Source organism: Rhodococcus opacus B4 (genome assembly GCF_000010805.1).
GTDB lineage: Bacteria > Actinomycetota > Actinomycetes > Mycobacteriales > Mycobacteriaceae > Rhodococcus_F > Rhodococcus_F opacus_C.
In genome coordinates this window covers 3,912,100-3,935,600 of record NC_012522.1, presented here as the reverse complement: position 1 = coordinate 3,935,600, position 23,501 = coordinate 3,912,100, and the positions used below count along the sequence as shown (strand labels likewise).

The following is a 23,501-nucleotide window of genomic DNA, read 5'->3' as shown; positions in this document are numbered from 1 at the left end:
GACGCTCCAGGTGAGCACACCCGGCTCCCTCCCCCTCACCCTTCATCACTCCTGTCGGCCATAGGAGGCCTCATGGGATCGCCCACCACCACCCCGGACACGGTCGTCGCGACCACCGCCCCGGCTCGACGTTCCCGGGTCTATCCCTGGATCGTCTTCGCCCTCACGTTCGGATTGCTGCTGTCGGACTACATGTCCCGGCAGGTCCTCAGCGCCGTCTTCCCCCTCCTCAAAACCGAATGGGCACTGTCCGATTCACAGCTGGCCTCGCTCAGCAGCGTCGTCGCCCTGATGGTCGGCCTGCTGACGCTCCCGCTGTCGCTGTTGGCCGACCGGTGGGGCCGGGTCAAGAGCCTGGTTCTCATGGCCGTCCTGTGGAGCGCCGCCACCCTGCTCTGTGCGGTCGCCACCAACTACGAGCAGATGCTCGGCGCCCGATTCCTCGTCGGTGTCGGCGAAGCCGCGTACGGCAGTGTCGGCATCGCGGTGGTGCTCAGCGTGTTCGCCCCCCGCGTGCACTCCACGCTCAGCGGCGCCTTCATGGGCGGCGGTTCGTTCGGTTCCGTGATCGGTGTCGCCCTCGGCGGCGTCATCGCCGTCAACCTCGGCTGGCGCTGGTCGTTCGCCGCGATGGCCGTCTTCGGGCTCATCCTCGTCGCCCTGTTCCGGGCCCTGGTATCCGAGAAGAAACTGTCGGACGCCGCCGTCGTCGACGACCCCGCCGGCACACCCACCGGTTTCCGGGCACCGATCTCGAGCCTCTTCACCACGCCCGCCGTCCTGCTGGCGTACATCGGAGGTGGCCTGCAGATGTTCACCGCGGGTGTCCTGCTGGCGTGGCTGCCGAGCTTCTTCAACCGGTCGTACGGCCTCGCCCCCGACAAGGCCGGAGCGATGGCGTCGATCTTCGTCCTCGCCGTCGGCAGCGGAATGGTGGTGTGCGGCATCATCACCGACCGGATCAGCAGGCACGATCCGGCAAAGAAGTGGACCACGGCCGTGGTGTACGGCGTGCTCTCGCTCGTGTTCCTCGGCACCGGATTCCAGCTGCCCTCCGGTACCGCCCAGCTGATCCTGATCGGCATCGGCGCCTTCTTCTCGGCCGGCTCGTCCGGGCCGATCGCCGCGATGGTCGCGAATCTCACCCACTCGTCGGTGCGGGCCTCGGCGTTCGGCACCCTCACACTCGCCAACAACCTTCTCGGACTGGCGCTCGGCCCGTTCGTGGTCGGACTGCTCGCCGACCGCTTCGGCCTCGTCACCGCCCTGCAGATCGCGCCCCTGATCTACGTCGTCGCGATCGTCGCCCTGATCCTCGGCAAACGCGCCTACCCGGCCGGACGCCGCAGGCTCGCCGCCCTCACCGCCACCTCATAGGAAATCGGAGCCGACCGTGACCACCTCCACCGAACCCACCGTGGTAATTGTGCCCGGGTTACGCGATCACGTCGCCGACCACTGGCAGACGCTGCTCGCCGAGCGCCTCGACGCCGTGCGGACGGTGCCGCCGCTCGAACGGGACAAGCTCAGCCTGTCCGCGCGGATCGACGCCCTCGACACCGTTCTCACCGGCATCGACGGCCCGGTGGTGCTCGTCGCGCACAGCGCGGGCGTGGCGATCACGGTGCACTGGGCGCAGCAGGCGTCCCGCCCCGTCCAGGGCGCCCTGCTGGCCACCCCGCCGGACCTCGAGGAACCACTGCCCGCGGGCTACCCCACCCCCGCGGACCTCGAACAGGGCGGCTGGAATCCCGTCCCCCGGCGCCGGCTCCCGTTCCCCAGCATCGTGGCCGCGAGCACCGACGACCCGATGGCCCGGTTCCGCCGGGTCGCCGGGATGGCCGAGTCGTGGGGCAGCAAGCTCGTCGACCTCGGCGCGGTCGGCCACCTCAACCCGGCCGCCGGCTACGGGTACTGGCCGTACGCCGAAGAGCTTCTCCGCGAACTGATCAACTCGACCGCCGCATCGTTCGCCTAGCGCCACCCCACCCCCGACGAGAAAGTTTCCCGTGCTCAACCTTTCCGTACTCCTCGAAGACTCGGCCCGCCGATTCCCCGACCGCGACGCCCTGGTGCTCGGTGACCAGCGGATGACCTACGCCGATCTCGACGCCCAGTCGAACCGGGTCGCGAACCTGCTGGTGTCGGCAGGCATCGAACCCGGCGACAAGGTCGCGCTGTCGTGCCCCAACCTCCCGCAGTTCCCCGTCGTCTACTACGGCATCCTCAAGGCGGGGGCGGTGGTCGTACCGCTCAACGTGCTGCTCAAGGATCGTGAGATCGCCTATCACCTCGACGATTCCGATGCCAAGGCCTACTTCTGTCACGACGGCACCCCCGACCTGCCGATGGGCGAGTACGGACTGTCCGGCTTCGCGCAGAGTCCACGCTGCCACGCCCTGTTCCGCATCGCCGGCGACCCGGCCGCCCCCGCCATGATCGACGGTGTCGGGACGCTCGCCGACGCACTGGCGCGGCACGACAGCCACTTCGACGCCGTGGTCCGCGAGCCCGAGGATACCGCCGTCATCCTCTACACCAGCGGCACCACCGGGAAACCCAAGGGCGCCGAACTCACCCACGCCAACATGGTGCTGAACGCGCTGACCGCCAACCGGCTGTTCGACAGCACACCCGCCACCCACGACCGGTATCTGGTGACGCTGCCGCTGTTCCACTCCTTCGGCCAGACCGTCACCCTCAATGCCGGCATCTCGGTGGGGGCGACCCTCGTGCTGCTGCCCCGATTCGAGGCGCGGGCCGCCCTCGACCTCCTCGAGCAGGAGGACATCACCGTCTTCGCCGGGGTGCCGACCATGTACTGGGGACTGCTCGGCGCCCTCGACGAGCATCCCGTCGACATCGACCGCATCGCACGGAACATGCGCCGCGCCATCTCCGGCGGCGCCGCGCTGCCGGTGGAGATCCTCACTCGGTTCGCCGACCGGTTCGGCGTGCAGATCCTCGAGGGCTACGGCCTGTCCGAGACGTCGCCGCTCGCGACGTTCAGCGATCCCGCTCTCGAACCCCGGCCCGGATCGATCGGCGTTCCCGTCTGGGGCATCCAGGCACGTCTCGTCGACAAGGAATGGAACACCGTCACCGGTGCCGACCGGATCGGTGAGATCGCACTGCGCGGCCACAACCTCATGAAGGGGTACTACAACCGCCCCGAAGCCACGGCAGAAGTGTTGCGCGACGGCTGGTTCCGCACCGGTGACCTCGCACGCGTCGACGAAGACGGCTTCTACTACATCGTCGACCGCGCCAAGGACCTCATCGTCCGCGGCGGTTTCAACGTCTATCCCCGCGAGATCGAGGACGTCCTGATCGGGCACGACGCCGTCTCCCTCGCCGCCGTCGTCGGTGTCCCCGACGACAGCCACGGCGAGGAGGTCAAGGCGTATGTCATCCTCGAGCCGGGTGCACGGGTCACCGCGGACGAGTTGATCGCATGGTCCAGGCAGCAGATGGCGAGTTACAAATACCCCCGCACCGTCGAATTCGTCGACTCCCTGCCGATGACCGCCACTGGCAAGATCCTCAAACGCGAACTCGGCCGCGCCCCGGCCGCACTTTGATACCGAAAGCACCAGCGTGAGCATCACTTCCCTCCCGACCGTCCCCGATGAGCTGACCGCTCCCCTCGACCTCCTCCTCACCCGCGGAACCCGCGGCGTCGCCGCCCGCATGCTCCCCGACAGCTCGTGGAGCCGGTTCGGCGTCGGCCTCGCCCGCAGGCCCCGCACGGTCGCTCGCCGCGGAGGCGCGCTCGTCCGGGAACTCGGTGCCATCGTCGCCGGCACCTCCGACCGCGCTCCCGCGAAGTCCGACAAGCGTTTCGGCGACGCCGCGTGGCAGCACAATCCCGCGCTGCGGCGGGCGATGCAGGCGTATCTCGCCACCTCCCACACCGCCACCGCCCTGCTCGCGGACGCCGACCTGGACTGGCGTGATCACGAACGGATGCGGTTCGTCCTCGACAACCTCGTCGAAGGACTTTCGCCGACCAACAATCCGCTCCTCAGCCCGCTCGGCTGGAAGGCGATGGTGGACACCGGCGGTCTCAGTGCCGCACGCGGCGTCCGGGCCTTCGCCCGCGACATGCGGTCGAGTCCGCGGGTTCCCGCAATGGTCGAACCCGACGCCTTCGAGGTCGGTGAGCACGTGGCGGCGACGAAGGGCGCCGTGGTCTTCCAGACTCGCACCTTCGAACTGATCCACTATGCGCCGCAGACGGAGACGGTTCACGCCACGCCGCTGCTGATCGTGCCGCCCGTCATCAACAAGTACTACATCCTCGACATCGCGCCGGGCCGCAGCCTGATCGAGCACCTCGTGCAGCAGGGACAGCAGGTCTTCGCGATTTCGTGGCGCAACCCCCACGCCCGGCACCGGGACTGGGGTGCCGACGCGTACGGTGCCGCGATCCTGGAGGCTCTCGACGCGGTGCAGTGCATCGCCGGAACCACGAGCGCCCACCTCCTCGGCACCTGTTCGGGCGGCATTCTCGCGTCCATGGTCGCCGCCCACCTCACCGGGATCGGTGAGGGCGACCGCATCGCCGGACTCACCCTGGCCGTGACCGTTCTCGATCAGACCCGCGCCGGCACGGCGGCGGCGATGATGAGCGAGCGGGCCGCTGCCGCGGCGATCCGCGACTCCGCCGCCAGGGGATTCCTCGACGGCCGCACGCTCGCGGAGATGTTCGCGTGGTTGCGCCCCACCGATCTGGTGTGGCGGTACTGGGTGAACAATTACGTGCAGGGCCGGTCGCCCGCCGCGTTCGACGTGCTGTTCTGGAACTCGGACACCACCCGCATGGCGGCGGCACTGCACCGCGACCTCGTCCTGCTCGGCCTGCGGAACGCGCTGACGACGCCCGGTGCCGCGACCATGCTCGGCACACCCGTCGACCTCGGCGCGGTGACCGCGGACGCGTACGTCGTCGGCGGGTCCGCCGACCACCTCTGCCCGTGGCAGTCGACGTACCGCAGCGCTCGCCTCCTCGGCAGCAAGGACGCCCGGTTCGTGCTGTCGTCGAACGGGCACATCGCCTCGCTCGTGAACCCGCCGGGCAACCCGCGGGCGTCGTACCGGTTCGGCGCACCCGTCTCCGAGACCCCGGATGCGTGGCTGGCCGCCGCGGAGACGGCGACGGACTCGTGGTGGACCGATTACGCGCAGTGGCTCGCCGAGCGCAGCGGGCCGGACGTCGACGCACCGCACGCCCTCGGTGCCCGGCAGTACCCGCCGCTCGCCCCCGCCCCCGGCACCTATGTCCACCACACCTGACCCGTTCGTCACCCACAGAGGACCACCATGACCCTGCATCTCACCCATCCCGCCGAACTCCTGCAGTTGGCCGGCCGGACCCTCGGAACCACCGGCGCCTACAAGGTCCTGCAAGACCAGGTGAACTTGTTCGCGGAGGCGACCGGCGATTACCAGTGGATTCACACCGATCCCGAGCGCGCCGCCGACGGGCCCTTCGGAGGCACCGTCGCGCACGGCTACCTCACGCTGTCGCTGGCGCCCAGCATCCTCGCGGAGACACTCACCGTCGACGGCGTCGATGCCGCCCTCAACTACGGCCTGAACAAGGTCCGGTTCCCGGCCCCGCTTCCCGTCGGCTCCGTCCTGCGAGCCACCGTGTCCCTCACCGCAGCCGAACAGAAGCCCGCCGGTGTCGAAGCGGTGTTCCGGCTGACCTACGAGATCGACGGCGGCACCCGCCCGGTGTGCGTCGCCGACGTCGTGGTGCTCTACACGTGACGGTGACCGATCTGTTCGGCAGCCGCGACCGGTTCGAGGACAGGGTCGTTCCGGTGTGCGGGCTACGGATCCGGGTGCGAATCCGCACCGGGACCGGGGTGCCCCTGGTGCTGTGCAACGGCATCGGGGCCGGCCTGGAGGTGCTCGAACCGCTGGTCGCCGCACTGGACCCGGCCGCGACGATCGTCAGCTTCGACGTCCCGGGCACGGGGGGGTCGGCTGTCTCCCCGGTTCCGTACGCAATCCCGGCCCTCGCCTGTGGTCTGAACCGGTTACTCGACGAGATCGGGTTCGGCACCGTCGACGTGCTCGGGTTGTCGTGGGGTGGTGCGCTGGCCCAGCAGTTCGCCCTGCAGCACCCGCGGCGGTGCCGGCGTCTCGTCCTCGTCGCCACCGGCACCGGGGCGCTCATGATTCCGGGTCATCCGCGGGTGCTCTCGAAGATGCTGACCCCGAAGCGGTTCACCGACCCCGACTACGCGTCGGCGGTCGCCGGCGAACTGTACGGCGGCGCCGCCCGCCGCGCCGGCGGTGACGTGGCGCGGATCTTCGGGAAGCAGCGGCAGGCCGGTTCCCGGGTCGGCTATCTCCACCAACTCCTCGCGGGCGCCCTGTGGACGAGCCTTCCCGTCCTGCCGCTCATCCGGCAGCCCACGCTCCTCCTGGCGGGCACCGACGACCCGATCATTCCCGTTCTCAACGCGCACATCATGAACGCGCTTCTGCCGCACGCGACGTTGCACCTCCACCCCGGCGGGCACATCGACATCGTCACCGACGCATCCGGACTCGCGCCGGTGGTCGCCGGGTTCCTCGCCGACCCCGACCCCGGCACCGGACCCCGAGCCGGGTAAGGGTCAGCCGTCCGCACCCATCTCGGCGAGCACCGCGCGCAATCGCTCGTTGTCCGCCGGGGTCCAGCCGTCCGGCGGCAGGATCGCGCTCCACGCGTCGGCGATGTCGACGACGTAGGAATGCCCGTGCCCGTCGGGGACCCCCGTCGATACCGCCATGTCTGCCGCAACCTGCAGGAACGTCACGAACGGGAACCACTGTGTGCTGTCGAGGACGTCGTATCCACGCTCCTCCTTCAGCCAGTCCGGCTCGCTCAGCAGCAGCTCCGGCGACCACCAGACGATCGGGTCCGACGGGTGCTGCAGATAAACCATGCGTGGCAGGCCCCACGGGGCGTCGGGACGCGGCAGATCCTCCGGCGCCCGCGCACCGAAACGCACGGTCTCACCCTCTTCGTAGATCGGAAGCCATTCGGGCGAACCGGGATCGCGGTTCGTGGTGACGTCGGTCCAGATCTCGTTGGCGTTGGGCGGTCCCGTGAACAGCACGCCGTTCGTGCGGGCCTCGACATCGTCGACGTTGCCGAATGCGCTTTCACCCCCGAAGGAGCCGAGGCTCTCGCCCATCACAACCAGCTTGGGACGGGTCTCCGGCGGCAACACCTTCCACTTGTCGTAGACGGCGTCGAACAACGCCTCCCCGGCCTGGTGGGCCCGCTCCTTGTCCACGAGGAAGGACAGCCAGCTCGGCAGGTAGGAATACTGCAAGCCGACCATCCCGGTGTCGCCGTTGTACATGTATTCCAGCGAGGAGACGAGAGCCTCGTTGATCCACCCGGTGCCGGTGGTGGTCGCCACGCCCACCACCGCACGATCGAAGCCGCCGGCGCGTTCGAGTTCGTCTGCCGCCACCTGGGCGTTCTCGCGGATCGAATCGCCGCCGCTGGCGAGCCCGGCGTACGTCCGGATCGGCTCCAGCGCCGGCCGTCCGTCGTTGAATGCGGACAACTCGTCGACGGTCGGGGCGCGGGAGATGAAGGAGCGGCCCTGCCGTCCCAGCGAATCCCACGTGACCAGCGATTCCGGTCCGCCCGACCGTAACGGCGACGTCGGCGGCTCGTCCCCGGCCTTGGTCTCCTGATTGACGGCGGCAAACGAATTGTTCAGTCCCGTCATGATCACGCGCACCACCGCGCCGTTGACGAGAGCGACCAGCAGTGCCACCACCACGACCCCGATCACCGTCGCCGAGATCCGCCGCGGCACCACCCGGCTGATCTTGCGTTCGACCCACCGCACCGCCCGCAGCAGCACCCGCGCGACCGCGACGAACAGGACGAAGATCAGCACCGCCACGATCACCATGACCAGGTATCCCGTCCACGGAAACGCGGCGGCGCTCATGATCTCCCGCAGCTGAGACTGCCAGTTCCCGAACCACACCAGCATCACGACGGTTCCGAGAATTCCGATCGCCAGCGCCACCCGGCGAACCACGACCTTCGCGCGGGGCGGTGCTTCCCGCTGCACCAGGTAGCGAACAAACTTCGATCCCAGAAACCCGAGTCCGTAGCCGACGGCCGCCGATACACCCGTGACGAGGCCCTGGAAGAACGGACCGCGGGGCAGAAGCGTCGGTGTCAGCGACAGCCACACGAACAGTAGGGCGACGACCAAGCCTCCGAACGCATATCGGTGCGGTAGCCAGCGGCGGTGACGCTCGGGCGGCCGAGCGGGACCCGTTTCGTGCGGGGGCGCGCCGTCGATCACATCGGTCGTCATGGTCTACAGGTTCTCTTCGTAGCCCGGTCGCCACGTCGTGACAGCCCAGATCACGAATATGTCGAGCACGATCATCACGACCGACCACCACGGGTAGTGGGGCAGCCAGAGGAAATTAGCGAGGATCGAGACGGCGCAGATCGCTGCGGCACCGACCCGGGCCCACGTCGCCCCGGTGAACAACATGACACCGACAGCCGCGACGATCACACCGAGTACCAGGTGAATCCATCCCCACGCGGTCGTGTCGAACTGGTAGATGTACTCGGGGCCCGCCACGACGAGATCGTCCTTCCCGAGCGCAGAGATGCCCGAGAGCGCATGGAGGATTCCGATAGTGAGCAAAACTATCGCTGCCACCATCGATGTGGCGGCCGCGACCCCTTGTTTGACCAACGACTCATCGGACATGGCATTCCCTTCCCGGACATACATTGGCCTGCAGATAGTTTCCGCTGCCTCGTAGATCGAGGTCAATATGTGAACGTCGTGTGTACGTCCGGGCATCTTCCTGACAACAGGTGATCGGCGGGAGGATACTTACTCATGCCAGTTCATTTCGTATGTTGACGAAAGAGGAACGGTCATGTCCGATGAATCGCTGGTCAAACAAGGTGTGGCAAAGGGAACCTCGATGGGCGGGGCGGTTCTCCTCGTCACCGTCGGCTTACTCGAGTTCTTCCAGGGAATTTCCGCGATCGCCAAGGACGACGTCATCGTCGTCGGCATCGAGTACACCTACCAATTCGACGTCACCGCGTGGGGATGGTTCCATCTCGTCTTCGGAGTGGTCATCGCCGCTGTCGGCGCCGCGCTGTTCACCGGCGCGACATGGGCCCGGGTCGGCGCGATGGTGCTCTGCGCCGTCTCGATCTTCGTCAATTTCCTGTGGCTGCCGTACTACCCCCTGTGGGCGATCACGATCATTGCGCTGAACGCGGTAGTGATCTGGGCGGTTGCCACCTGGAATCCCGAAACGGTCTGAGCGACGATGACCGACGGCGCGAACACCGATGGGCTCGACAAGGACGAACGCGCAGAACTCCTCCGGTTGCGCGAAGAAGTTGCGACGCTGCGCACGCAAGCCGCGGGCGCCGCGGCCGGTGTTCCTGCCGAACCCGTCTCCCACCCACCGCGGAACGGGCTGCGCTGGACCGCGGTGACGATTCTGCTGGTTCTCGTGGCAGTTCTCTCGATCGCGTCGGTCACCGCCCGTTTCACCCGCAGTCAGATCCTCGACACCGACCGCTACGTGAGCACAGTGGCACCCCTGGGCGACAATCCGGCGATCCAGGCGGAAATCACGAATCAGATCACCAACGAGATCTTCACCCGAGTCGATGTCGAGGGGCTCACGAAAGATGCCCTGACCGCGCTCACCGATGTGTCGAACCTGTCCACGAACGCTCCTCGCCTGGACCAGGCCGTGATCGGACTCGCACCGGTCCTCACCAGTCAGGCAAGGAACTTCGTGCACGACACCGTCGGCTCACTCGTGCAGTCCCAGCAGTTCGAGGACTTGTGGATCCAGGCGAACCGGTCTGCCCACAACGCGCTCGTCGCGGTGATGACGGGCAATTACGGGCTCAGCTCCGTCGAAGTCGATCAGAGCGGCACCGTCAGCATCTCCCTGGGCACCATCATCGACAAGGTGAAGGCCGCACTCAATGAGCGTGGTTTCGCGTTCGCGGACAAGATCCCTTCGGTGGACAAGCAATTCGTGCTGTTCCAGTCACCCGAACTGGTGAAGGCGCAGCGGGCGGTCGCCGCGCTCGACAAGGCATCGGCGATCCTGCCCTGGCTGGGAATCGCGTGTGCCGCCGCCGCTGTCGCCGTCGCGCCCTCAGGCCGAAGGCTCCGCGCGCTGGCCCTCGCCGGGTTGGCGATCGCGCTGGGGATGCTGGTCCTCGCAATCGGAATTCTCGTTGGGCGGGCGATCTACCTCGACAGCGTCCCGTCCGACGTCCTGTCTCCCGACGCGGCGACCGCGGTCATCGATACCGTCCTCGTGCCGCTGCGAACGAGTCTGCGCGCGGTGGCCGTCCTCGGTCTGGTGATCGCCCTCGGTGCCTACCTCACCGGCGGCTCGTCGTCCGCGAAGGCCGTGCGTCGCAGCTACGGGCAGGCACTCGACTTCGTTCGGCGGTCCGGAAGCGGCCGGCCGCCGAACGAGGTGGAGCGGTGGGCCTACCAGCTCCGCATTCCGTTGCGCTGCGCGGTCATCGGTATCGCTGCGGTGCTACTGATGTTCTGGCGCTATCCCACCGGACTGGTCGTGTTGTGGATCGTGTTCATCGCGGTGGTGGCGCTCGCAGCACTCGAACTGCTCGTCCGTCCGGCCCGCACGGCCGCCGCGCGGACGGACGTCATGCCAGCGTCTTCGCCTTGATCGACTGGAACTCGGCCTCGGTGATCGCCCCGGAATCGAGGAGCGCCTTGGCATCCGAGATCTGCTGCGCCGGCGACTGCCCGGCGACATCCCGAATGTAGGTGTCCTGCGCCTGCTTCACCTGCTGGGCGGCGGCCAGAGACCGCTTCGCCATGCCGTCGCTGTTGACGATCAGGTAGATCAGCGCCGACAGGAACGGAATGAAGAACAGGAAGAAGATCCAGATCGCTTTCACCCACCCCGACGTGTCTCGGTCGCGGAACAGGTCGGTGATGATCGAGAACAGCACCGTCAGGTACGCCACGAAGGCGAAACAGACGAAGATGAACCAGAAGAACTCCCAGAAGCCTTCCATTTTCGCGCTCCGTCCACTCGGTGTTGCGGTCAGGAGGCCAGGATTCTGGCCTTCTCGTTGGCGAACTCTTCCTCGGTGAGAACCCCCTGATCGCGGAGTTCACCGAGTTGTTTCAGGGCGGCAATGCGATCCGTGCCGCCGGACGCCGGTGCGGGCTGCGCCGGTGGTGGTGGTGGTGGCGCCGCTTGTTGTTGCGGGGCAGGTTGGTTCGCCGCCCACCGCTGCCCCTGTCTGCGCGACACCCGGTTGGAGACGGCGGTCGCGGTGCCCGCCACGACGGCGGTCCGGGCGATGCCGCGTAGGAGTCCTGGCATGATGTGCTCCTCAGCTCTCGATTCGGCGGCCTGTCAGCTGGCGGAGTCGAGCGCGTCGAGCGCCGCCAGAATGCCCTGGACCGGAATGCGCCCGGATGCCACCAGCTGGGCCCCCTCACGCCGCAGAGCGGAGGCGAACGGTGCGGCCCAGCAATTCTCGTACACGAGAATCGCCCCCGAACACCCCGGCTCGAGCACGGACGCGGCCTCCTCGAGGTCGGTGCGGTCGATCAGGCCCGTCGCCGCCTCGGCGAACAGCGTCACGTCCACACCACCTTCGAACCCGAGGTCCTCCACGGCGATGCCGGCCAGCGATCCGTCGGCTTCCTTACGGACGAAGACCAGATCGAGTACCCGGATGATGCCTCGTTCGACCAGGTCGACGAGGTGCGGCAACGCCGATCCGTCGGGTTTCCGGTCGGCCGGGAACTCCACGACGAGATAGTCGATGGGCCCGAGTTCGTCGAATTCGGTGTCGTTCACTGCAAGACCTCTCTTCTGAAGACAGCAGCGGCGGCCGCACGGGCCTTCGGTCAGTATCCGTCATCGAGTGCGGCAACGCCAGAGCAGAAAGTCACCCGACCGATTCCGCCGCCTCGCGGGCCGCGAGATCGCGTCTGGCCGCCCTCTCGACGAGAAGGGGGATGAAGTCACGAACCCTGCTTTCCGCCAGCCGCTTGTGAACAGTGCGCACGATGTGCTCGATGTCTACTGGTGAGAGCGAAGGGTACCGAGTGATCATGCGTTCGATGACCTTCTCGACTTGAAGCTGTTCGTCGTCGCCGGTCATCGATCAATCGTCATCCCGATGACGGCCACCGTCAAGACACGAAACAGGCTCGTGAGCAACACAGTTCGGTGCCGTAATACTGCACTCCAGCAGCCTGGAATGAATCCAGAATTGGATGTCGGCGCAAAATACTGGTTCACCACTGAACGGGAGGCCGGACGGCGGACAATGGGGAGCACCGGGCCGTCGGCTCGCGGACAGAAAGGGACCGTCATGTCCGAGACAACATCGGTCAAGCAAGGCGTCGCGGCAGGCACCTCGATCGGGGCGGCCATCATCCTCGTCACCGTCGGCATCATCCAGTTCTTCCAAGGGGTCGCCGCCGTCGCCGAGAACGAAGTCTTCGTCGCCGGTATCGAATACGTCTACAAGCTCGACCTGACGACGTGGGGCTGGATCCACATCGTGCTGGGCATCGTGATCCTGGGGGTCGGCCTCGCGCTGTTCACCGGGGCGGGATGGGCGCGGGTGTCCGCGATCGTGATCGCGGCGATCTCGATTCTCGCCAACTTCCTGTGGCTGCCTTACTACCCGTGGTGGTCGCTGCTCATCATCGCCCTCGACGTCGTCGTCATCTGGGCCGTGTCGACGTGGAATCCGGATCGGGTCTGAACCCCGGAAGACCGGGAGAGACCGTGGGAAAGAAGAGCAAGCACCGGGCCGGGACCGACCTGCCCCGGCCGGGGACTGCCGAGCTGGCCGCGCCGATTGAGAACGCCTCGGCGGTGCCGATGAAGAACAAGGAGTACCGACGCCTGCTCCGGCCGCTGCACGGCGAACTCGTCGCACTGCAGGAGTGGGTAAAGGCCTCGGGCGCAAGGGTCTGCATCGTGTTCGAAGGTCGCGACACCGCCGGGAAGGGCGGCGTCATCAAGGCGATCACCGAGCGGGTGAGTCCGCGCGTGTTCCGTGTCGTCGCGCTGCCCGCCCCGACCGAACGCGAGAAGTCGCAGATGTACGTGCAGCGGTACCTACCCCACCTCCCGGCGGCCGGCGAGGTCGTCGTCTTCGACCGCAGTTGGTACAACCGCGCCGGGGTCGAACGGGTGATGGGCTTCTGCACCGAGGAGGAGGCGCAGCATTTCCTCCAACTGATCCCGACGGTCGAGCGTGCGATCGTCGACTCGGGCGTCGTCCTGCTCAAGTACTGGCTGGAAGTGAGCGAGGAGCAGCAGACGTTGCGACTGCAGAGCCGCATCGACGACCCCCGGAAGATCTGGAAACTGTCCGACCTCGATCTGAAGTCGTACAGCCGCTGGTACGACTACTCGCGGGCGCGCGACGAGATGTTCCACCTCACCGACACCGGCTGGGCGCCGTGGTACGTCGCGATCAACGACGACAAGAAGCGCGGCCGGCTCAACGTCATCAGCCACCTGCTGAGTCAGATCCCCTACGAGCCGCTGGACCGCCCGGACATCACGTTGCCCGACCGGCAGCGCCCGCACGGCTATGCGGCGCCGAGGCAGCCACTGCACTGGATCCCCACCCCGTACTGAGGGTCCGAGCCGAAAGGACGAGCGGTCATGGTCTCGACGGAATCCGCGCAGACGCACACGGCCTGGTACGCCCAGGACGCCGATGCCGTCGTGGCCGCGACTTCCTCCGATCGGCAGTCGGGTCTGACGGCCGGTGAGGCGGACGAGCGGCGCCGTCGGCACGGTCCCAACGAGATCGTCTCCGAGCCTGGCCCGTCCACGTGGGCGATCGCGCTGGCGCAGCTGAAGGATCTGATGAACCTCATGCTGGTCGCGGTGGCGGTCGTCAGCGTCGTCATCGGCGAGGTATCGACCGCGATCGTGGTCGCGGCACTCGTCGTGCTCAACGTCGTGCTGGGCACGCGGCAGGAACTGAAGGCACGCGCCAGTGTCGACGCGCTCGCGAGGATGCAGACACCGCAGGTGCGGGTGACCCGGGACGGAACGCTCCAGCAACTCGCCGCCACCGTCCTGGTACCGGGCGACATCGTGCAACTGGAGGCCGGCGACGTCGTCCCCGCCGACGGGCGTTTGCTCACGTCGGCGACCCTCGAGACGCAGGAGGCGGCACTGACCGGTGAGAGCGCCCCCGTGCCGAAGGACACCCGGACCCTCGGCGCCGCGGACGTCCCGCTGGGCGACCGCAGCAACATGGTCTTCCAGAACACCTCGGTCACCCGGGGCACCGCCACGATGGTGGTCACCGAAACCGCCATGAACACCCAGATGGGCCAGATCGCGTCGATGCTCTCGGCCGTCGCCCCGAGCAAGTCTCCGCTTCAGCGCGAACTGAATTCGCTCACCAAGGTGCTCGGAATCATCGCGTGGACCGCGGTCGCGCTCATCGTGATCCTCGGGGTGATCCGCGGGCAGAGCCTGACGACGGTTCTGCTGCTGGGCATCTCGATGGGAGTGTCCGCGATCCCGACCGGGCTGCCGACGTTCGTCCAGGCGATGCTGGCGTTCGGGGCCCGTCAGCTGGCCGAGGCGAAAGCCGTCGTCAAGAACCTCACCGACGTCGAGACGCTCGGCGCGACCAGCGCGATCAACTCGGACAAGACCGGCACGCTGACGATGAACCAGATGACCGTCCGGACGCTGTACTTCCACGGCCGGTGGTACACCGTCGACGGCGAGGGATACAGCAAGTCGGGGCGGATCACCCAGACCGCGGGCGAGGCCGCCCCCGACTTCACCCTGCTCGCCTACGGGCTGTGCCTCGACAGCGACGCCACCGTCTCCGACACCGGCGACATCGTCGGCGATCCCACCGAGGCCGCGCTGGTCGTGCTCGCCGCCAAGATCGGCGTCGACGCCCCGCTCACGCGGCGCACGTATCCCCGCATCGCGGAGGTGCCGTTCGACTCCGCGTACAAGTTCATGGCGACGTTCCACCACCTCCAGGTCGACGGCAGGACCCAGTTCGTCGAACTCGTCAAGGGCGGACCCGACGTGGTCCTCGCCCGATGCGGAAGCGCCTACCTGCCGGGCAGGCACGCGGTGCCGCTCGACGAGGTCCGGGACGAACTGACCGCGGCGAACCGGGAGTTGTCCGAAAAGGGGCTGCGGGTGCTGGCGTTCGCCGCCCGCCGACTCGACGGGCAGGAGAACGCCGCGGCGGCCGACCCCATGTCGTTGGTCGAGGATCTCACGTTCGTCGGGATGGTCGGCATCATCGACCCGCTGCGGCCGGAGGCGATCGACGCCGTGCGCACCGCCCACGCCGCAGGCATCGAGGTCCGAATGATCACCGGCGACCACGCGATCACGGCGTCCGCGATCGGTGCCGAACTCGGTCTCGGACCCGGCGCGATCGGCGGTCCCGAACTCCAGGCCATGAGCGACGAGGACCTCGCCGCGGCCCTCCCGCGCCTGCACGTGTTCGGCCGCGTCACCCCGCAGGACAAGCTCCGTCTCGCCGACATCATGCAGCGGGGCGGCGCGGTCGTGGCGATGACCGGGGACGCCGTCAACGACGCCGCCGCACTGAAGAAGGCCGACATCGGCGTCGCCATGGGATCGGGCAGCGAGGTGACGAAACAGGCGGGCAAGATGGTGCTCACCGACGACAACTTCGGAACCCTCATCACCGCGATCCGGCTGGGCCGCAACATCTACGAAAAGATCGTCTCCTACATCCGGTACCAGATGTCGAAACTGTTCTCGCTGGTGCTGCTGTTCCTCGTGGCGAGCATCTTCGACATCAACGACGGCGTCGCACTGACCCCGCTGATGGTGTTGTTCCAGCACTTCTTCATCACGCTGTTCCCCGTCGCGGTCATCATGCTCGATCCGTCGCCGCCCGACCTCATGAACAAACCTCCGCGCGACCCCGGCGTGCCGATCGCCAACCGGAAGGCGTTCACGCAGTGGCTGGCGTACGGCGTCCTGCAGTTCGCCGTCACCCTCGCCGCGATGCTCCTCGCACCGGGAGACATGAGCACCACCGAGGCGAGCGTCCCCATGACAACCGCATTCGTGGTGCTGTCGCTCGGGTCGATTCTCGCCGGACTCGTCATGCGCCGCGACCCGGAATCCGGTCTCACCCCACCGATCCTCGGCGCACTGAAGATCCTGTCGATCCCGGTCGTCGTCACCGTCTTCGCGGTCGAGATCGGCTTCCTCCAGGACCTCCTCATGACCACGTCGCTGACCGGCGGGCAGTGGCTCGCCTGCCTCGGCTGGTCGCTGATCATCCCGGCGGTCGTGGAGGCGGAGAAGGCCCTGCGCCGCAGGCAGCACGCGCGGCCGACCACCCCGATTTCCACCGCTGCCGCGGTCGACCCGCAACGTGCGCGCTGAGGCCGGCATCATGTCCTGGACAGGAAGCCTCGCGCAGTTGCCCGGAATCGCGACGGCACGGCAGTACCGCCGCGAGTGGCTGCGCCCCGACATCACCGCCGGACTCGTCCTCACCGCACTGCTCATCCCCGCCGGGATGGGATACGCGGAGGCCGCGGGGCTGCCGGCGTACGCCGGGCTGTACGCGACCATCGTCCCGCTCCTCGCGTATGCGGTGGTGGGGCCGTCGAAAATCCTCGTCCTCGGACCGGATTCGTCGCTGGCCCCGCTGATCGCCGCGGCGGTCCTGCCGCTGGCCGTCGTCGACGATCCGGAGAGCGCCCTGGCGCTCGCCGGCATCCTCGGCGTCCTGATGGGCCTCATCCTCCTCGTCGGCGGGTTCCTGCATCTCGGCTTCGTGACCGAACTGCTGTCGAAACCCATCCGGCTCGGGTACCTGAACGCGATCGCGCTCATCGTGGTCGTCGGCCAGCTACCCAAACTGCTCGGGTTCTCCGTCGACGCGTCCGGACTTCTCGGGGAGATCGGCGGGATCGGGCAGGCGGTGTTCGGGGGCGACATCGACCCCGTCGCCGCCGCGGTGGGCCTCGGGTCCCTCGCCGTCATCGTGGTGTTCCGCATCTGGATTCCCCGCGTCCCCGGCGTTCTGGTGGCGGTGGTCGGGGCGATCGTCCTTTCGGCGGCGCTCGGTCTCGACGACGACATCGGCATGGTCGGCGCGCTACCGAAGGGTCTGCCGCTGCCGTCGTTCGGCGGCGTCGACTGGGGCGACGTGGGGCAACTCGTCGGACCGGCCGCCGGAATCGCGTTGATCGCGTTCGCCGACACGGGCGTGCTCTCGCGCACGTTCGCCGCCCGGCGCGGTGAGGACGTCAACGGTAGTACCGAGATGAAGGCGGTCGGCGTCGCCAACATCGCGGGCGGGCTGTTCGGCGGCTTCCCGATCTCGGCCAGCGGATCCCGCACCCCGGTTGCCGAACAGAGCGGCGCCCGAACGCAATTGGCCTGTGTCGTCGGCGCCGTCGCGGTGCTGGTCTTCGTCCTCGTCGCCCCCGGCGTCACCGCCTACCTCCCCGACGCCACGCTCGGCGCCGTGGTGATCGTCGCGGCAACGGCGCTGGTCGACGTGGACGGCATGGTCCGCATGTGGCGGATGAGCAGCGTCGAATTCGGACTCGCCATCGCCGCGTTCCTCGGGGTCGCCCTGGTGGGTGTGCTGCAGGGCATCCTCGTCGCGATCGGCCTGTCCTTCGTCGCCGTGGTCGCGCAGGCCTGGCAGCCGTACCGCACCGAACTCGTCCGGACCGCGGACCGGCCGGGCTTCCACGACGTCGAACGCCACCCCGGCGGGCTCCGCATCCCCGGACTGGTGCTGGTGCGGTTCGACGCCCCACTGTTCTTCGCGAACGGTGAGATCTTCGACGAGTACGTGCGTTCGGTGGTGGCGGAGGCGCCCACCCCGGTCGAGTGGGTCGTGGTCGCCGCCGAGCCGATCACCGGACTCGACACCACCGCCGTCGACGAACTCGTCGACCTCGACACCTACCTCGAAGGCAAGGGAATCCAGCTGGCGTTCGCGGAGATGAAGGGCCCGATCAAGGATCGGCTCATCCGGTTCGGGGTGGGCGACAGATTCGACTCCACGCACTTCTACCCGACCGTCGAGTCCGCGGTGGAGGCATTCCACGCGCGGGGCTGATTCCGCTCAGACCGCCTGGCCCCGAAAGGTCCTGCGATACGCCGACGGCGGCACCCCCAGCACCGCGCCCATGTGCTGCCGCAGGGAGGTGCCGGTTCCGAACCCGACCTCACGGGCGATGACGTCGACGGACAGGTCGGTGGTCTCGAGGAGTTGCCGCGCACGGTCGACCCGGCGAGTGATCAGCCAGCGGTTCGGGGTGGTCCCGACCTCTTCTCCGAAGCGGCGGGTGAACGTGCGGACGCTCATGTTCGCGTGCGCCGCCAACCGGGTCAGCGACAGCGGTTCGCCGAGGCGCTGCAACGCCCACTCGCGGGTCGCCGCGGTCGACTCCGACGTGACCTCCGGGATCGGTCGTTCGATGTACTGGGCCTGCCCGCCGTCGCGCCACGGTGGGACGACGCATCGGCGGGCCACCCGGTTGGCGACGTCCGACCCGTGGTCGCGGCGCACGATGTGCAGGCAGAGGTCGAGACCGGCGGCGACACCCGCCGAGGTGAGGATGTTGCCCTCGTCGACGAACAGCACGTCGGGGTCGACGCGGACCTGCGGATAGGTGCGCTGGAAGTGCTCGGTGTTGCGCCAGTGGGTGGTGGCGCGCAGACCGTCGAGCAGCCCCGCCGCGGCGAGGACGTACGAGCCGGTGCAGATCGAGACGTACCGGATGCCGGGCCGGACGAACGCGAGCGCCGCCTCGAGATTCGGGGGCAGGCGGCCCTCGTCGTACGCCGGGCCGAGTTCGTACGACGCGGGGATCACCACCGTGCCGGCGGTGGCGAGGAGTTCGGGCCCGTGGTCCACCGCCACCGAGAAGTCGGCCTCCGAACGCACCGGCCGACCGTCGGCCGTGCACGTCAGTACCTCGTAGAGCGGCTGCCCGTCGGCGTCGTGGGCGCGGCCGAACACCCGCGACGGAATGCCGAGTTCGAACGGGATCACCCCGTCCAGCGCGAGAACGACCACCCGATGCGGTTCCGTCATGGCCAGATTCTTTCACATGCTGCCATTCCGGCACGAGCTGACGGCTACCGATACTAGAAATACTGTGAGACAGAGAAATACAGAGTTTGAAAACGGAATGGATGCCGATAGGGTCGCCGTCCGATTCCAGGACCGACCGCGATCGATCTCGCTCCTCAAAGTGCGCGATGTCTCGGCAATTTCGCCGTACTATAGTACGGGTAGGCGTACAATAGTACGCGAAAATGGCCCCCAGGGAACGAAACCATGGATCTGATCCGGCCGCTGCAGACTGTGACGCCCACGCTCGACGGTGAGGTGCTCGCTGCGCTTGCGGCCGCATCCGAGGCGACATTCACGACTGGCCAGTTGCACCGGGTGTTGCACCGCCATTCGGAGGAGGGGATCCGGAAGGTGTTGCAACGATTGAGCAAGCAGGGCACGGTGCTCTCTTCGAGAGTGGGGAACGCGTTCGTGTACCAGCTCAATCGTGAGCACCTGGCCTTCCCTCATGTGATGGGCCTCGCCGGTTTGTCCGGGGAGTTCCTGCGCAGGCTGGAGGCGCGGTTGGCCGGTTGGGAGATTCCCCCGGTGTATGCCGCCGTGTTCGGGTCGGCTGCACGCGGAACGATGACGATCGACAGTGACATCGACATCTTTCTGGTCCGGCCGGACGACGCCGCAGGCGAGGAGTGGGATGAGCAGGTGGCGGAGCTGATGACCGAGGTGACCAGATGGACCGGCAACGATGCGCGGGATCTGCAGTTCACGGAGAGTGAGATCGCCGGCCACGGTGCGGACGAGCCGGTCTTGTCGGATGTGGCGAAGGAGGGGCTGACGGTGGCCGGTTCACGGGCCGGTTTCACCCGGTTGCTGCGTCGGGGAAATCGGTAGTGGGGCGGACGCGGCCGTGTGACCAGGCGGTCCGCCGGGGGCGGCTGAGAAAAGCCGAACAGTTCTTTCACCTGGCCGAGATCGGTCGCGACTTCGCCGACGAGCCGGACGTTGTCGATGATGCGGTCGTGACGTTGTGGGTGCACGCGGGCATCGCGGCCTCGGATGTAATCTGTTGCGCGCGACTGGGTAAGCATGCGCAGGGCGAGGACCACAAGGACGCCGTCACGCTGCTCGGGTCCGTCGACCCGGCTATCGCGAAACACCTCAGCGTGCTGCTCGGCGTCAAGACGAGGTCCGGTTACACCGATACGCCGACGAGCCGTACCGAATCGAATCGAAGCGCGCCGAACGTGCCGCCGAAGCGCTGATCGAGGCGGCCCGCCGCGCGCACGCTCAGGCCGGAAACTGAACGTAGGACTCGACACCGGCGGACCTCGGAAACCAAGGGCTGATCCAGTGAATGGAGCTTCGACCGATACCCACCGTTGCGCCGGAGTACGTGGATGAGGGCGGTGGGATGTGGGCGACCCACCGCGCCACATCTATCCATGCGGCTGCAATCGCGACATCAGTAACTCGGTGAATGATGCCGCTGCCCAAGGTATTCGAAGACCCGACATCGGTTCGATCTGCGCTTCACTCTGAAGGAAGTCCGCGAGTCGCTGATCAGCGCGGTGCGCGCAGCTTGGGGTCAGATCGGCTCCTCGTCGAAGAACGGCCGGACTCCCCGCGCGGCCATGATGTGGTCGTTGCTCGCGCCCGCGGCGATCATCGGCCACACGAGAGCGTCGTCGCTGACGACGAAGTCGATCACCACCGGCCGGTCGGTGATGGCACGCGCCTGCGCGATGACGGCGTCGACGTCTTCTTCCCGTTCGCAGCGCAGGGCGACGCACCCGAGGGCGTCGGCGAGTTTGACGAAGTCGGGGATGCGGCGTGAGTGGGTGGCGAGGTCGATCTGCGAGAAGCGCCCGTCGTAATGGATGGCCTGGAGTTGCTTGACCATGCCGAGGTTGCCGTTGTTGATCAGGGCCACCTTGATCGGCACCCCCTCGATCGCGGCGGTCGCGAGTTCCTGGTTGGTCATCTGGAAACAGCCGTCGCCGTCGATGGCCCACACTTCTTTCTGGGGCGCACCGATTTTCGCGCCCAGCGCGGCGGGGACCGCGTATCCCATGGTGCCGAGTCCCCCGGAGTTCAGCCAGGTGCGGGGCTTCTCGAAGCCGATGAAGTGGGCGGCCCACATCTGGTGCTGGCCGACGCCGGAGACGTAGATCGCGTCGGGTCCGGCCGCCCTGCCGACCGCCTCGATGACCAGTTGCGGCGACAGCGTGCCGTCGGCGGGCCGGTCGTACGCCAGCGGATAGTCCGCGCGAATCTCGTCCAAAGATGCTCGCCACGAGCTGATGTCGGGACTGGGGGTGTGGGTTCGCTCGTCCGCGATCGCGGCGACGAGCGCTCTGATCGTGCTCTTGCAGTCGCCGACGATCGGAACGTCGACGTGTCGGTTCTTACCGATCTCGGCGGGGTCGATGTCGGCATGGATGACGCGCGCGTTCGGCGCGAAGGATGCCGCGTGCCCGGTGACGCGATCGTCGAATCGTGCACCGAGAGTGATCAGCAGGTCACTGCGTTGCAGGGCCGCCACGGCGGCCACGGCGCCGTGCATGCCCGGCATTCCGTAGTGCTGCGGATGACCGTCGGGGAACGCGCCGAGAGCCATCAGCGTGGTGACCACCGGAAATCCCGTCAGTTCCGCGAGTTCCCGCAACTCCTGTGCGGCATCGGCTTTGATCACACCGCCGCCGACGTAGAGCACCGGCGCGGTCGCGGAGTTGATCATCTCGGCAGCCGCGCGGATCTGCTTGGCGTGTGGTTTGGTGACGGGACGGAACCCGGGTAGGTACGTCGCCGGTGGCCAGGAGAAGGTGGCCGTGGCCTGCAGGACGTCCTTGGGGATGTCGACGAGCACCGCACCCGGGCGTCCACTCGACGCGATGTGGAACGCCTCGGCGATCGTCTGGGCGATGTCCTCGGGGTCGGTGACCAGGAAGTTGTGTTTGGTGATCGGCATCGTGATGCCGCAGATGTCGGCCTCCTGGAACGCGTCGGTGCCGATGAGACCCCGGCCGACCTGGCCGGTGATCGCGACGATGGGAACGGAATCCATCTGGGCGTCCGCGATCGGAGTGACGAGGTTGGTCGCACCGGGTCCGGAGGTCGCCATGCAGACGCCGACCTTGCCGGTTGCCTGCGCGTACCCGGCCGCGGCGTGACCGGCACCCTGTTCGTGTCGGACCAGCACGTGCCGGACGCGTGACGACTCGAGCAGCGGGTCGTACACCGGAAGGATCGCGCCGCCGGGAATCCCGAACACACAGTCGACACCGAGTTCTTCCAATGCGCGGACGACGATCTGGGCGCCGGTGAGTCGCTGCGGGAGGTGGCGTATGTCGGCGCAGATGCTGCGGGCAGGACGGTCGAGTCGGGTCGGTGCACTCACGGGAATCCTCGGATCGAAACGGGTTGTCTGATCGACACGGACGACGACGACTCGGATGCGACGCCTTCGTGACCTGTCGGACATCCTCGGGATCGGAGGATGGTGCGCGTGATACGAACAATTGCTCGGGGGTGGGCGAGCTCGGGTTGTCAGTCAAGCATTACTGCCGACATCCCACAATCGCCGGCAGTGCTGCTACGCAGACTGCGCACGAGGTGGCGACCGAACGAGTCGGCCGTGGGCAAAATGCCCACCATCGCCGCGGTCAGTCCTCATCGGTGAGCTGTTCGAGCAACGGGGTGAGGCGGTAATCGACCAGCTGACGCATGACCAAACCGGTGGTGGTCTTTTCGACGCCGTCGATGTCGAGAATGCGGCCGGCGATGCGGTAGAGATCGTCGGCGTCGCGGGCGACAACGTGGATGAGAAGGTCTGTGGCGCCGCTGAGTCCGTGCACTTCCACCACCTCCGGAACACCGTCGAGGGCCGCGGCGATCTGCGACAGTTTCTGCTGGGTGACGTTGGTGAGGATGAACGCGGTCAGCGGGTAGCCGAGCGCCGCCGGGTCGATGCGGCGTTCGAAGGACTGCAGCACGCCCTGCTTCTCGAGTTTGCCGAGACGGGCCTGCACCGTGTTACGGGACAGTCCGGTCTTGTCGGCCAGCGCGATCACGGTGGCTCGCGGGTCAGCGCTCAGTGCCTCGAGGATTCTGGCGTCGAGGGAGTCGACGGTGGTCATGGTGAGCATTCTGCCAATCCCGAGCAGCGGCGCACACACGATGGTTCGCAGAATGCTGAAAATTCGCGGTCGGTCTTGCTCGGACTGCATTGCGATGCTCAACTAATGGCAAGTTCTGCACACGGGACTTCTTTGACAGGCGGCTTCACCGCCACCGGCGCAGTCGGGCTCTTACCGGGGCCCCAGCCGAGAACACCGATCACTCGCTCACAACCTGAGGCATG

At 67.4% G+C, this 23,501-nt stretch carries 23 protein-coding genes; 14 read left to right on the top strand and 9 right to left on the bottom strand.

From position 1 onward, the window contains the following. Positions 1-72 precede the first annotated feature (72 nt). The 6 genes from ROP_RS17965 to phaZ are packed head-to-tail and all read left to right on the top strand — an operon-like array spanning position 73 to position 6,629. Complete coding sequence (locus ROP_RS17965; protein ID WP_012690822.1) at positions 73-1,377, top strand: MFS transporter; 1,305 nt, start codon at positions 73-75, stop codon at positions 1,375-1,377. Positions 1,378-1,393: 16 nt separating this feature from the next. Next, positions 1,394-1,978, top strand: coding sequence for an RBBP9/YdeN family alpha/beta hydrolase (locus ROP_RS17960; protein WP_012690821.1), 585 nt, complete (start codon positions 1,394-1,396; stop codon positions 1,976-1,978). 31 nt (positions 1,979-2,009) lie between these two features. Beyond that, entirely contained in the window at positions 2,010-3,581 is a 1,572-nt protein-coding gene (locus tag ROP_RS17955; protein WP_012690820.1) for a long-chain-fatty-acid--CoA ligase, read from the top strand. A 16-nt stretch (positions 3,582-3,597) separates the two neighbouring features. Then, on the top strand, positions 3,598-5,295 hold the full coding sequence (locus tag ROP_RS17950) for a PHA/PHB synthase family protein (RefSeq protein WP_012690819.1): 1,698 nt from the start codon (positions 3,598-3,600) through the stop codon (positions 5,293-5,295). A gap of 27 nt (positions 5,296-5,322) precedes the next feature. After that, the gene (locus tag ROP_RS17945) at positions 5,323-5,775 is read left to right on the top strand and encodes a MaoC family dehydratase (RefSeq protein WP_012690818.1); all 453 of its coding nucleotides are present in this window, start codon (positions 5,323-5,325) and stop codon (positions 5,773-5,775) included. Then, complete coding sequence (phaZ, locus tag ROP_RS17940; RefSeq protein ID WP_012690817.1) at positions 5,772-6,629, top strand: poly(3-hydroxyalkanoate) depolymerase; 858 nt, start codon at positions 5,772-5,774, stop codon at positions 6,627-6,629. The genes ROP_RS17945 and phaZ overlap by 4 nt, the downstream gene beginning before the upstream one ends. 3 nt (positions 6,630-6,632) lie before the next feature. Here the strand turns inward: phaZ and ROP_RS17935 are convergent, their stop codons facing one another. Next, the gene (locus ROP_RS17935; protein WP_012690816.1) at positions 6,633-8,351 is read right to left on the bottom strand and encodes an alpha/beta hydrolase; all 1,719 of its coding nucleotides are present in this window, start codon (positions 8,349-8,351) and stop codon (positions 6,633-6,635) included. A gap of 3 nt (positions 8,352-8,354) precedes the next feature. Next, on the bottom strand, positions 8,355-8,762 hold the full coding sequence (locus ROP_RS17930; protein WP_012690815.1) for a DUF7144 family membrane protein: 408 nt from the start codon (positions 8,760-8,762) through the stop codon (positions 8,355-8,357). A 175-nt stretch (positions 8,763-8,937) separates the two neighbouring features. Between ROP_RS17930 and ROP_RS17925 the strand changes: the two genes are divergently transcribed. After that, entirely contained in the window at positions 8,938-9,336 is a 399-nt protein-coding gene (locus tag ROP_RS17925) for a DUF7144 family membrane protein (RefSeq protein WP_012690814.1), read from the top strand. A 6-nt stretch (positions 9,337-9,342) separates the two neighbouring features. Then, positions 9,343-10,740, top strand: a complete 1,398-nt coding sequence (locus tag ROP_RS17920; RefSeq protein WP_012690813.1) for a hypothetical protein — start codon at positions 9,343-9,345, stop codon at positions 10,738-10,740. On the opposite strand, the gene ROP_RS17915 is transcribed toward ROP_RS17920, so the two are convergent. The 4 genes from ROP_RS17915 to ROP_RS17900 all read right to left on the bottom strand — a co-directional run bounded on the left by ROP_RS17915 (position 10,718) and on the right by ROP_RS17900 (position 12,199). Then, positions 10,718-11,095, bottom strand: coding sequence for an SHOCT domain-containing protein (locus tag ROP_RS17915; protein ID WP_012690812.1), 378 nt, complete (start codon positions 11,093-11,095; stop codon positions 10,718-10,720). The genes ROP_RS17920 and ROP_RS17915 overlap by 23 nt on opposite strands. Positions 11,096-11,124: 29 nt before the next feature. After that, positions 11,125-11,409 (bottom strand): SHOCT domain-containing protein, encoded by a 285-nt coding sequence (locus ROP_RS17910; protein WP_012690811.1) that lies wholly within the window; start codon positions 11,407-11,409, stop codon positions 11,125-11,127. A gap of 33 nt (positions 11,410-11,442) precedes the next feature. Further along, complete coding sequence (locus ROP_RS17905; protein ID WP_012690810.1) at positions 11,443-11,892, bottom strand: DUF6325 family protein; 450 nt, start codon at positions 11,890-11,892, stop codon at positions 11,443-11,445. Between the two features lie 91 nt (positions 11,893-11,983). Next, positions 11,984-12,199: a three-helix bundle dimerization domain-containing protein gene (locus ROP_RS17900; protein ID WP_012690809.1), complete on the bottom strand. Its 216-nt coding sequence runs from the start codon at positions 12,197-12,199 to the stop codon at positions 11,984-11,986. Between the two features lie 213 nt (positions 12,200-12,412). Here ROP_RS17900 and ROP_RS17895 point away from each other — a divergent pair, with 213 nt between their 5' ends. From ROP_RS17895 to ROP_RS17880, 4 genes are read left to right on the top strand one after another with little or no spacing between them, the layout of a single operon-like run. Continuing rightward, a complete protein-coding gene (locus ROP_RS17895) occupies positions 12,413-12,811 on the top strand; it encodes a DUF7144 family membrane protein (protein ID WP_012690808.1) in 399 nt (132 codons plus the stop codon). Between the two features lie 23 nt (positions 12,812-12,834). Further along, on the top strand, positions 12,835-13,698 hold the full coding sequence (gene ppk2 / locus ROP_RS17890) for a polyphosphate kinase 2 (RefSeq protein WP_012690807.1): 864 nt from the start codon (positions 12,835-12,837) through the stop codon (positions 13,696-13,698). A 27-nt stretch (positions 13,699-13,725) separates the two neighbouring features. Next, complete coding sequence (locus ROP_RS17885) at positions 13,726-16,479, top strand: cation-translocating P-type ATPase (protein WP_012690806.1); 2,754 nt, start codon at positions 13,726-13,728, stop codon at positions 16,477-16,479. A gap of 10 nt (positions 16,480-16,489) precedes the next feature. Next, complete coding sequence (locus ROP_RS17880; RefSeq protein WP_012690805.1) at positions 16,490-18,178, top strand: SulP family inorganic anion transporter; 1,689 nt, start codon at positions 16,490-16,492, stop codon at positions 18,176-18,178. A gap of 6 nt (positions 18,179-18,184) precedes the next feature. Here the strand turns inward: ROP_RS17880 and ROP_RS17875 are convergent, their stop codons facing one another. Then, positions 18,185-19,159: a GlxA family transcriptional regulator gene (locus tag ROP_RS17875; RefSeq protein WP_012690804.1), complete on the bottom strand. Its 975-nt coding sequence runs from the start codon at positions 19,157-19,159 to the stop codon at positions 18,185-18,187. Between the two features lie 246 nt (positions 19,160-19,405). Here ROP_RS17875 and ROP_RS17870 point away from each other — a divergent pair, with 246 nt between their 5' ends. Then, positions 19,406-20,032: a nucleotidyltransferase domain-containing protein gene (locus ROP_RS17870; RefSeq protein WP_012690803.1), complete on the top strand. Its 627-nt coding sequence runs from the start codon at positions 19,406-19,408 to the stop codon at positions 20,030-20,032. Further along, positions 20,032-20,403 (top strand): hypothetical protein, encoded by a 372-nt coding sequence (locus ROP_RS17865; RefSeq protein ID WP_012690802.1) that lies wholly within the window; start codon positions 20,032-20,034, stop codon positions 20,401-20,403. Before ROP_RS17870 ends, ROP_RS17865 begins: the two co-directional genes overlap by 1 nt. A 323-nt stretch (positions 20,404-20,726) precedes the next feature. On the opposite strand, the gene ROP_RS17860 is transcribed toward ROP_RS17865, so the two are convergent. Together ROP_RS17860 and ROP_RS17855 are read right to left on the bottom strand one after the other, a co-directional pair. Then, positions 20,727-22,538 carry an acetolactate synthase large subunit gene (locus ROP_RS17860; RefSeq protein WP_419789298.1) on the bottom strand — a complete coding sequence of 604 codons (1,812 nt, stop codon included), beginning with the start codon at positions 22,536-22,538 and terminating at the stop codon, positions 20,727-20,729. 265 nt (positions 22,539-22,803) lie between these two features. Beyond that, positions 22,804-23,277 carry an Lrp/AsnC family transcriptional regulator gene (locus ROP_RS17855; RefSeq protein ID WP_012690800.1) on the bottom strand — a complete coding sequence of 158 codons (474 nt, stop codon included), beginning with the start codon at positions 23,275-23,277 and terminating at the stop codon, positions 22,804-22,806. Positions 23,278-23,501 lie beyond the last annotated feature (224 nt).

Excerpts from the sequence above, each read along its gene's own strand:
- ROP_RS17875 (WP_012690804.1), bottom strand. The coding sequence starts at position 19,159 with ATGACGGAACCGCATCGGGTGGTCGTTCTCGCGCTGGACGGGGTGATC.
- ROP_RS17930 (WP_012690815.1), bottom strand. The coding sequence starts at position 8,762 with ATGTCCGATGAGTCGTTGGTCAAACAAGGGGTCGCGGCCGCCACATCG.
- ROP_RS17855 (WP_012690800.1), bottom strand. The coding sequence starts at position 23,277 with ATGACCACCGTCGACTCCCTCGACGCCAGAATCCTCGAGGCACTGAGC.
- ROP_RS17900 (WP_012690809.1), bottom strand. The coding sequence starts at position 12,199 with ATGACCGGCGACGACGAACAGCTTCAAGTCGAGAAGGTCATCGAACGC.
- ROP_RS17965 (WP_012690822.1), top strand. The coding sequence starts at position 73 with ATGGGATCGCCCACCACCACCCCGGACACGGTCGTCGCGACCACCGCC.
- ROP_RS17880 (WP_012690805.1), top strand. The coding sequence starts at position 16,490 with ATGTCCTGGACAGGAAGCCTCGCGCAGTTGCCCGGAATCGCGACGGCA.
- ROP_RS17915 (WP_012690812.1), bottom strand. The coding sequence starts at position 11,095 with ATGGAAGGCTTCTGGGAGTTCTTCTGGTTCATCTTCGTCTGTTTCGCC.
- ROP_RS17870 (WP_012690803.1), top strand. The coding sequence starts at position 19,406 with ATGGATCTGATCCGGCCGCTGCAGACTGTGACGCCCACGCTCGACGGT.
- ROP_RS17935 (WP_012690816.1), bottom strand. The coding sequence starts at position 8,351 with ATGACGACCGATGTGATCGACGGCGCGCCCCCGCACGAAACGGGTCCC.
- ROP_RS17895 (WP_012690808.1), top strand. The coding sequence starts at position 12,413 with ATGTCCGAGACAACATCGGTCAAGCAAGGCGTCGCGGCAGGCACCTCG.
- ROP_RS17925 (WP_012690814.1), top strand. The coding sequence starts at position 8,938 with ATGTCCGATGAATCGCTGGTCAAACAAGGTGTGGCAAAGGGAACCTCG.
- ROP_RS17885 (WP_012690806.1), top strand. The coding sequence starts at position 13,726 with ATGGTCTCGACGGAATCCGCGCAGACGCACACGGCCTGGTACGCCCAG.
- ROP_RS17920 (WP_012690813.1), top strand. The coding sequence starts at position 9,343 with ATGACCGACGGCGCGAACACCGATGGGCTCGACAAGGACGAACGCGCA.
- ROP_RS17945 (WP_012690818.1), top strand. The coding sequence starts at position 5,323 with ATGACCCTGCATCTCACCCATCCCGCCGAACTCCTGCAGTTGGCCGGC.
- ROP_RS17910 (WP_012690811.1), bottom strand. The coding sequence starts at position 11,409 with ATGCCAGGACTCCTACGCGGCATCGCCCGGACCGCCGTCGTGGCGGGC.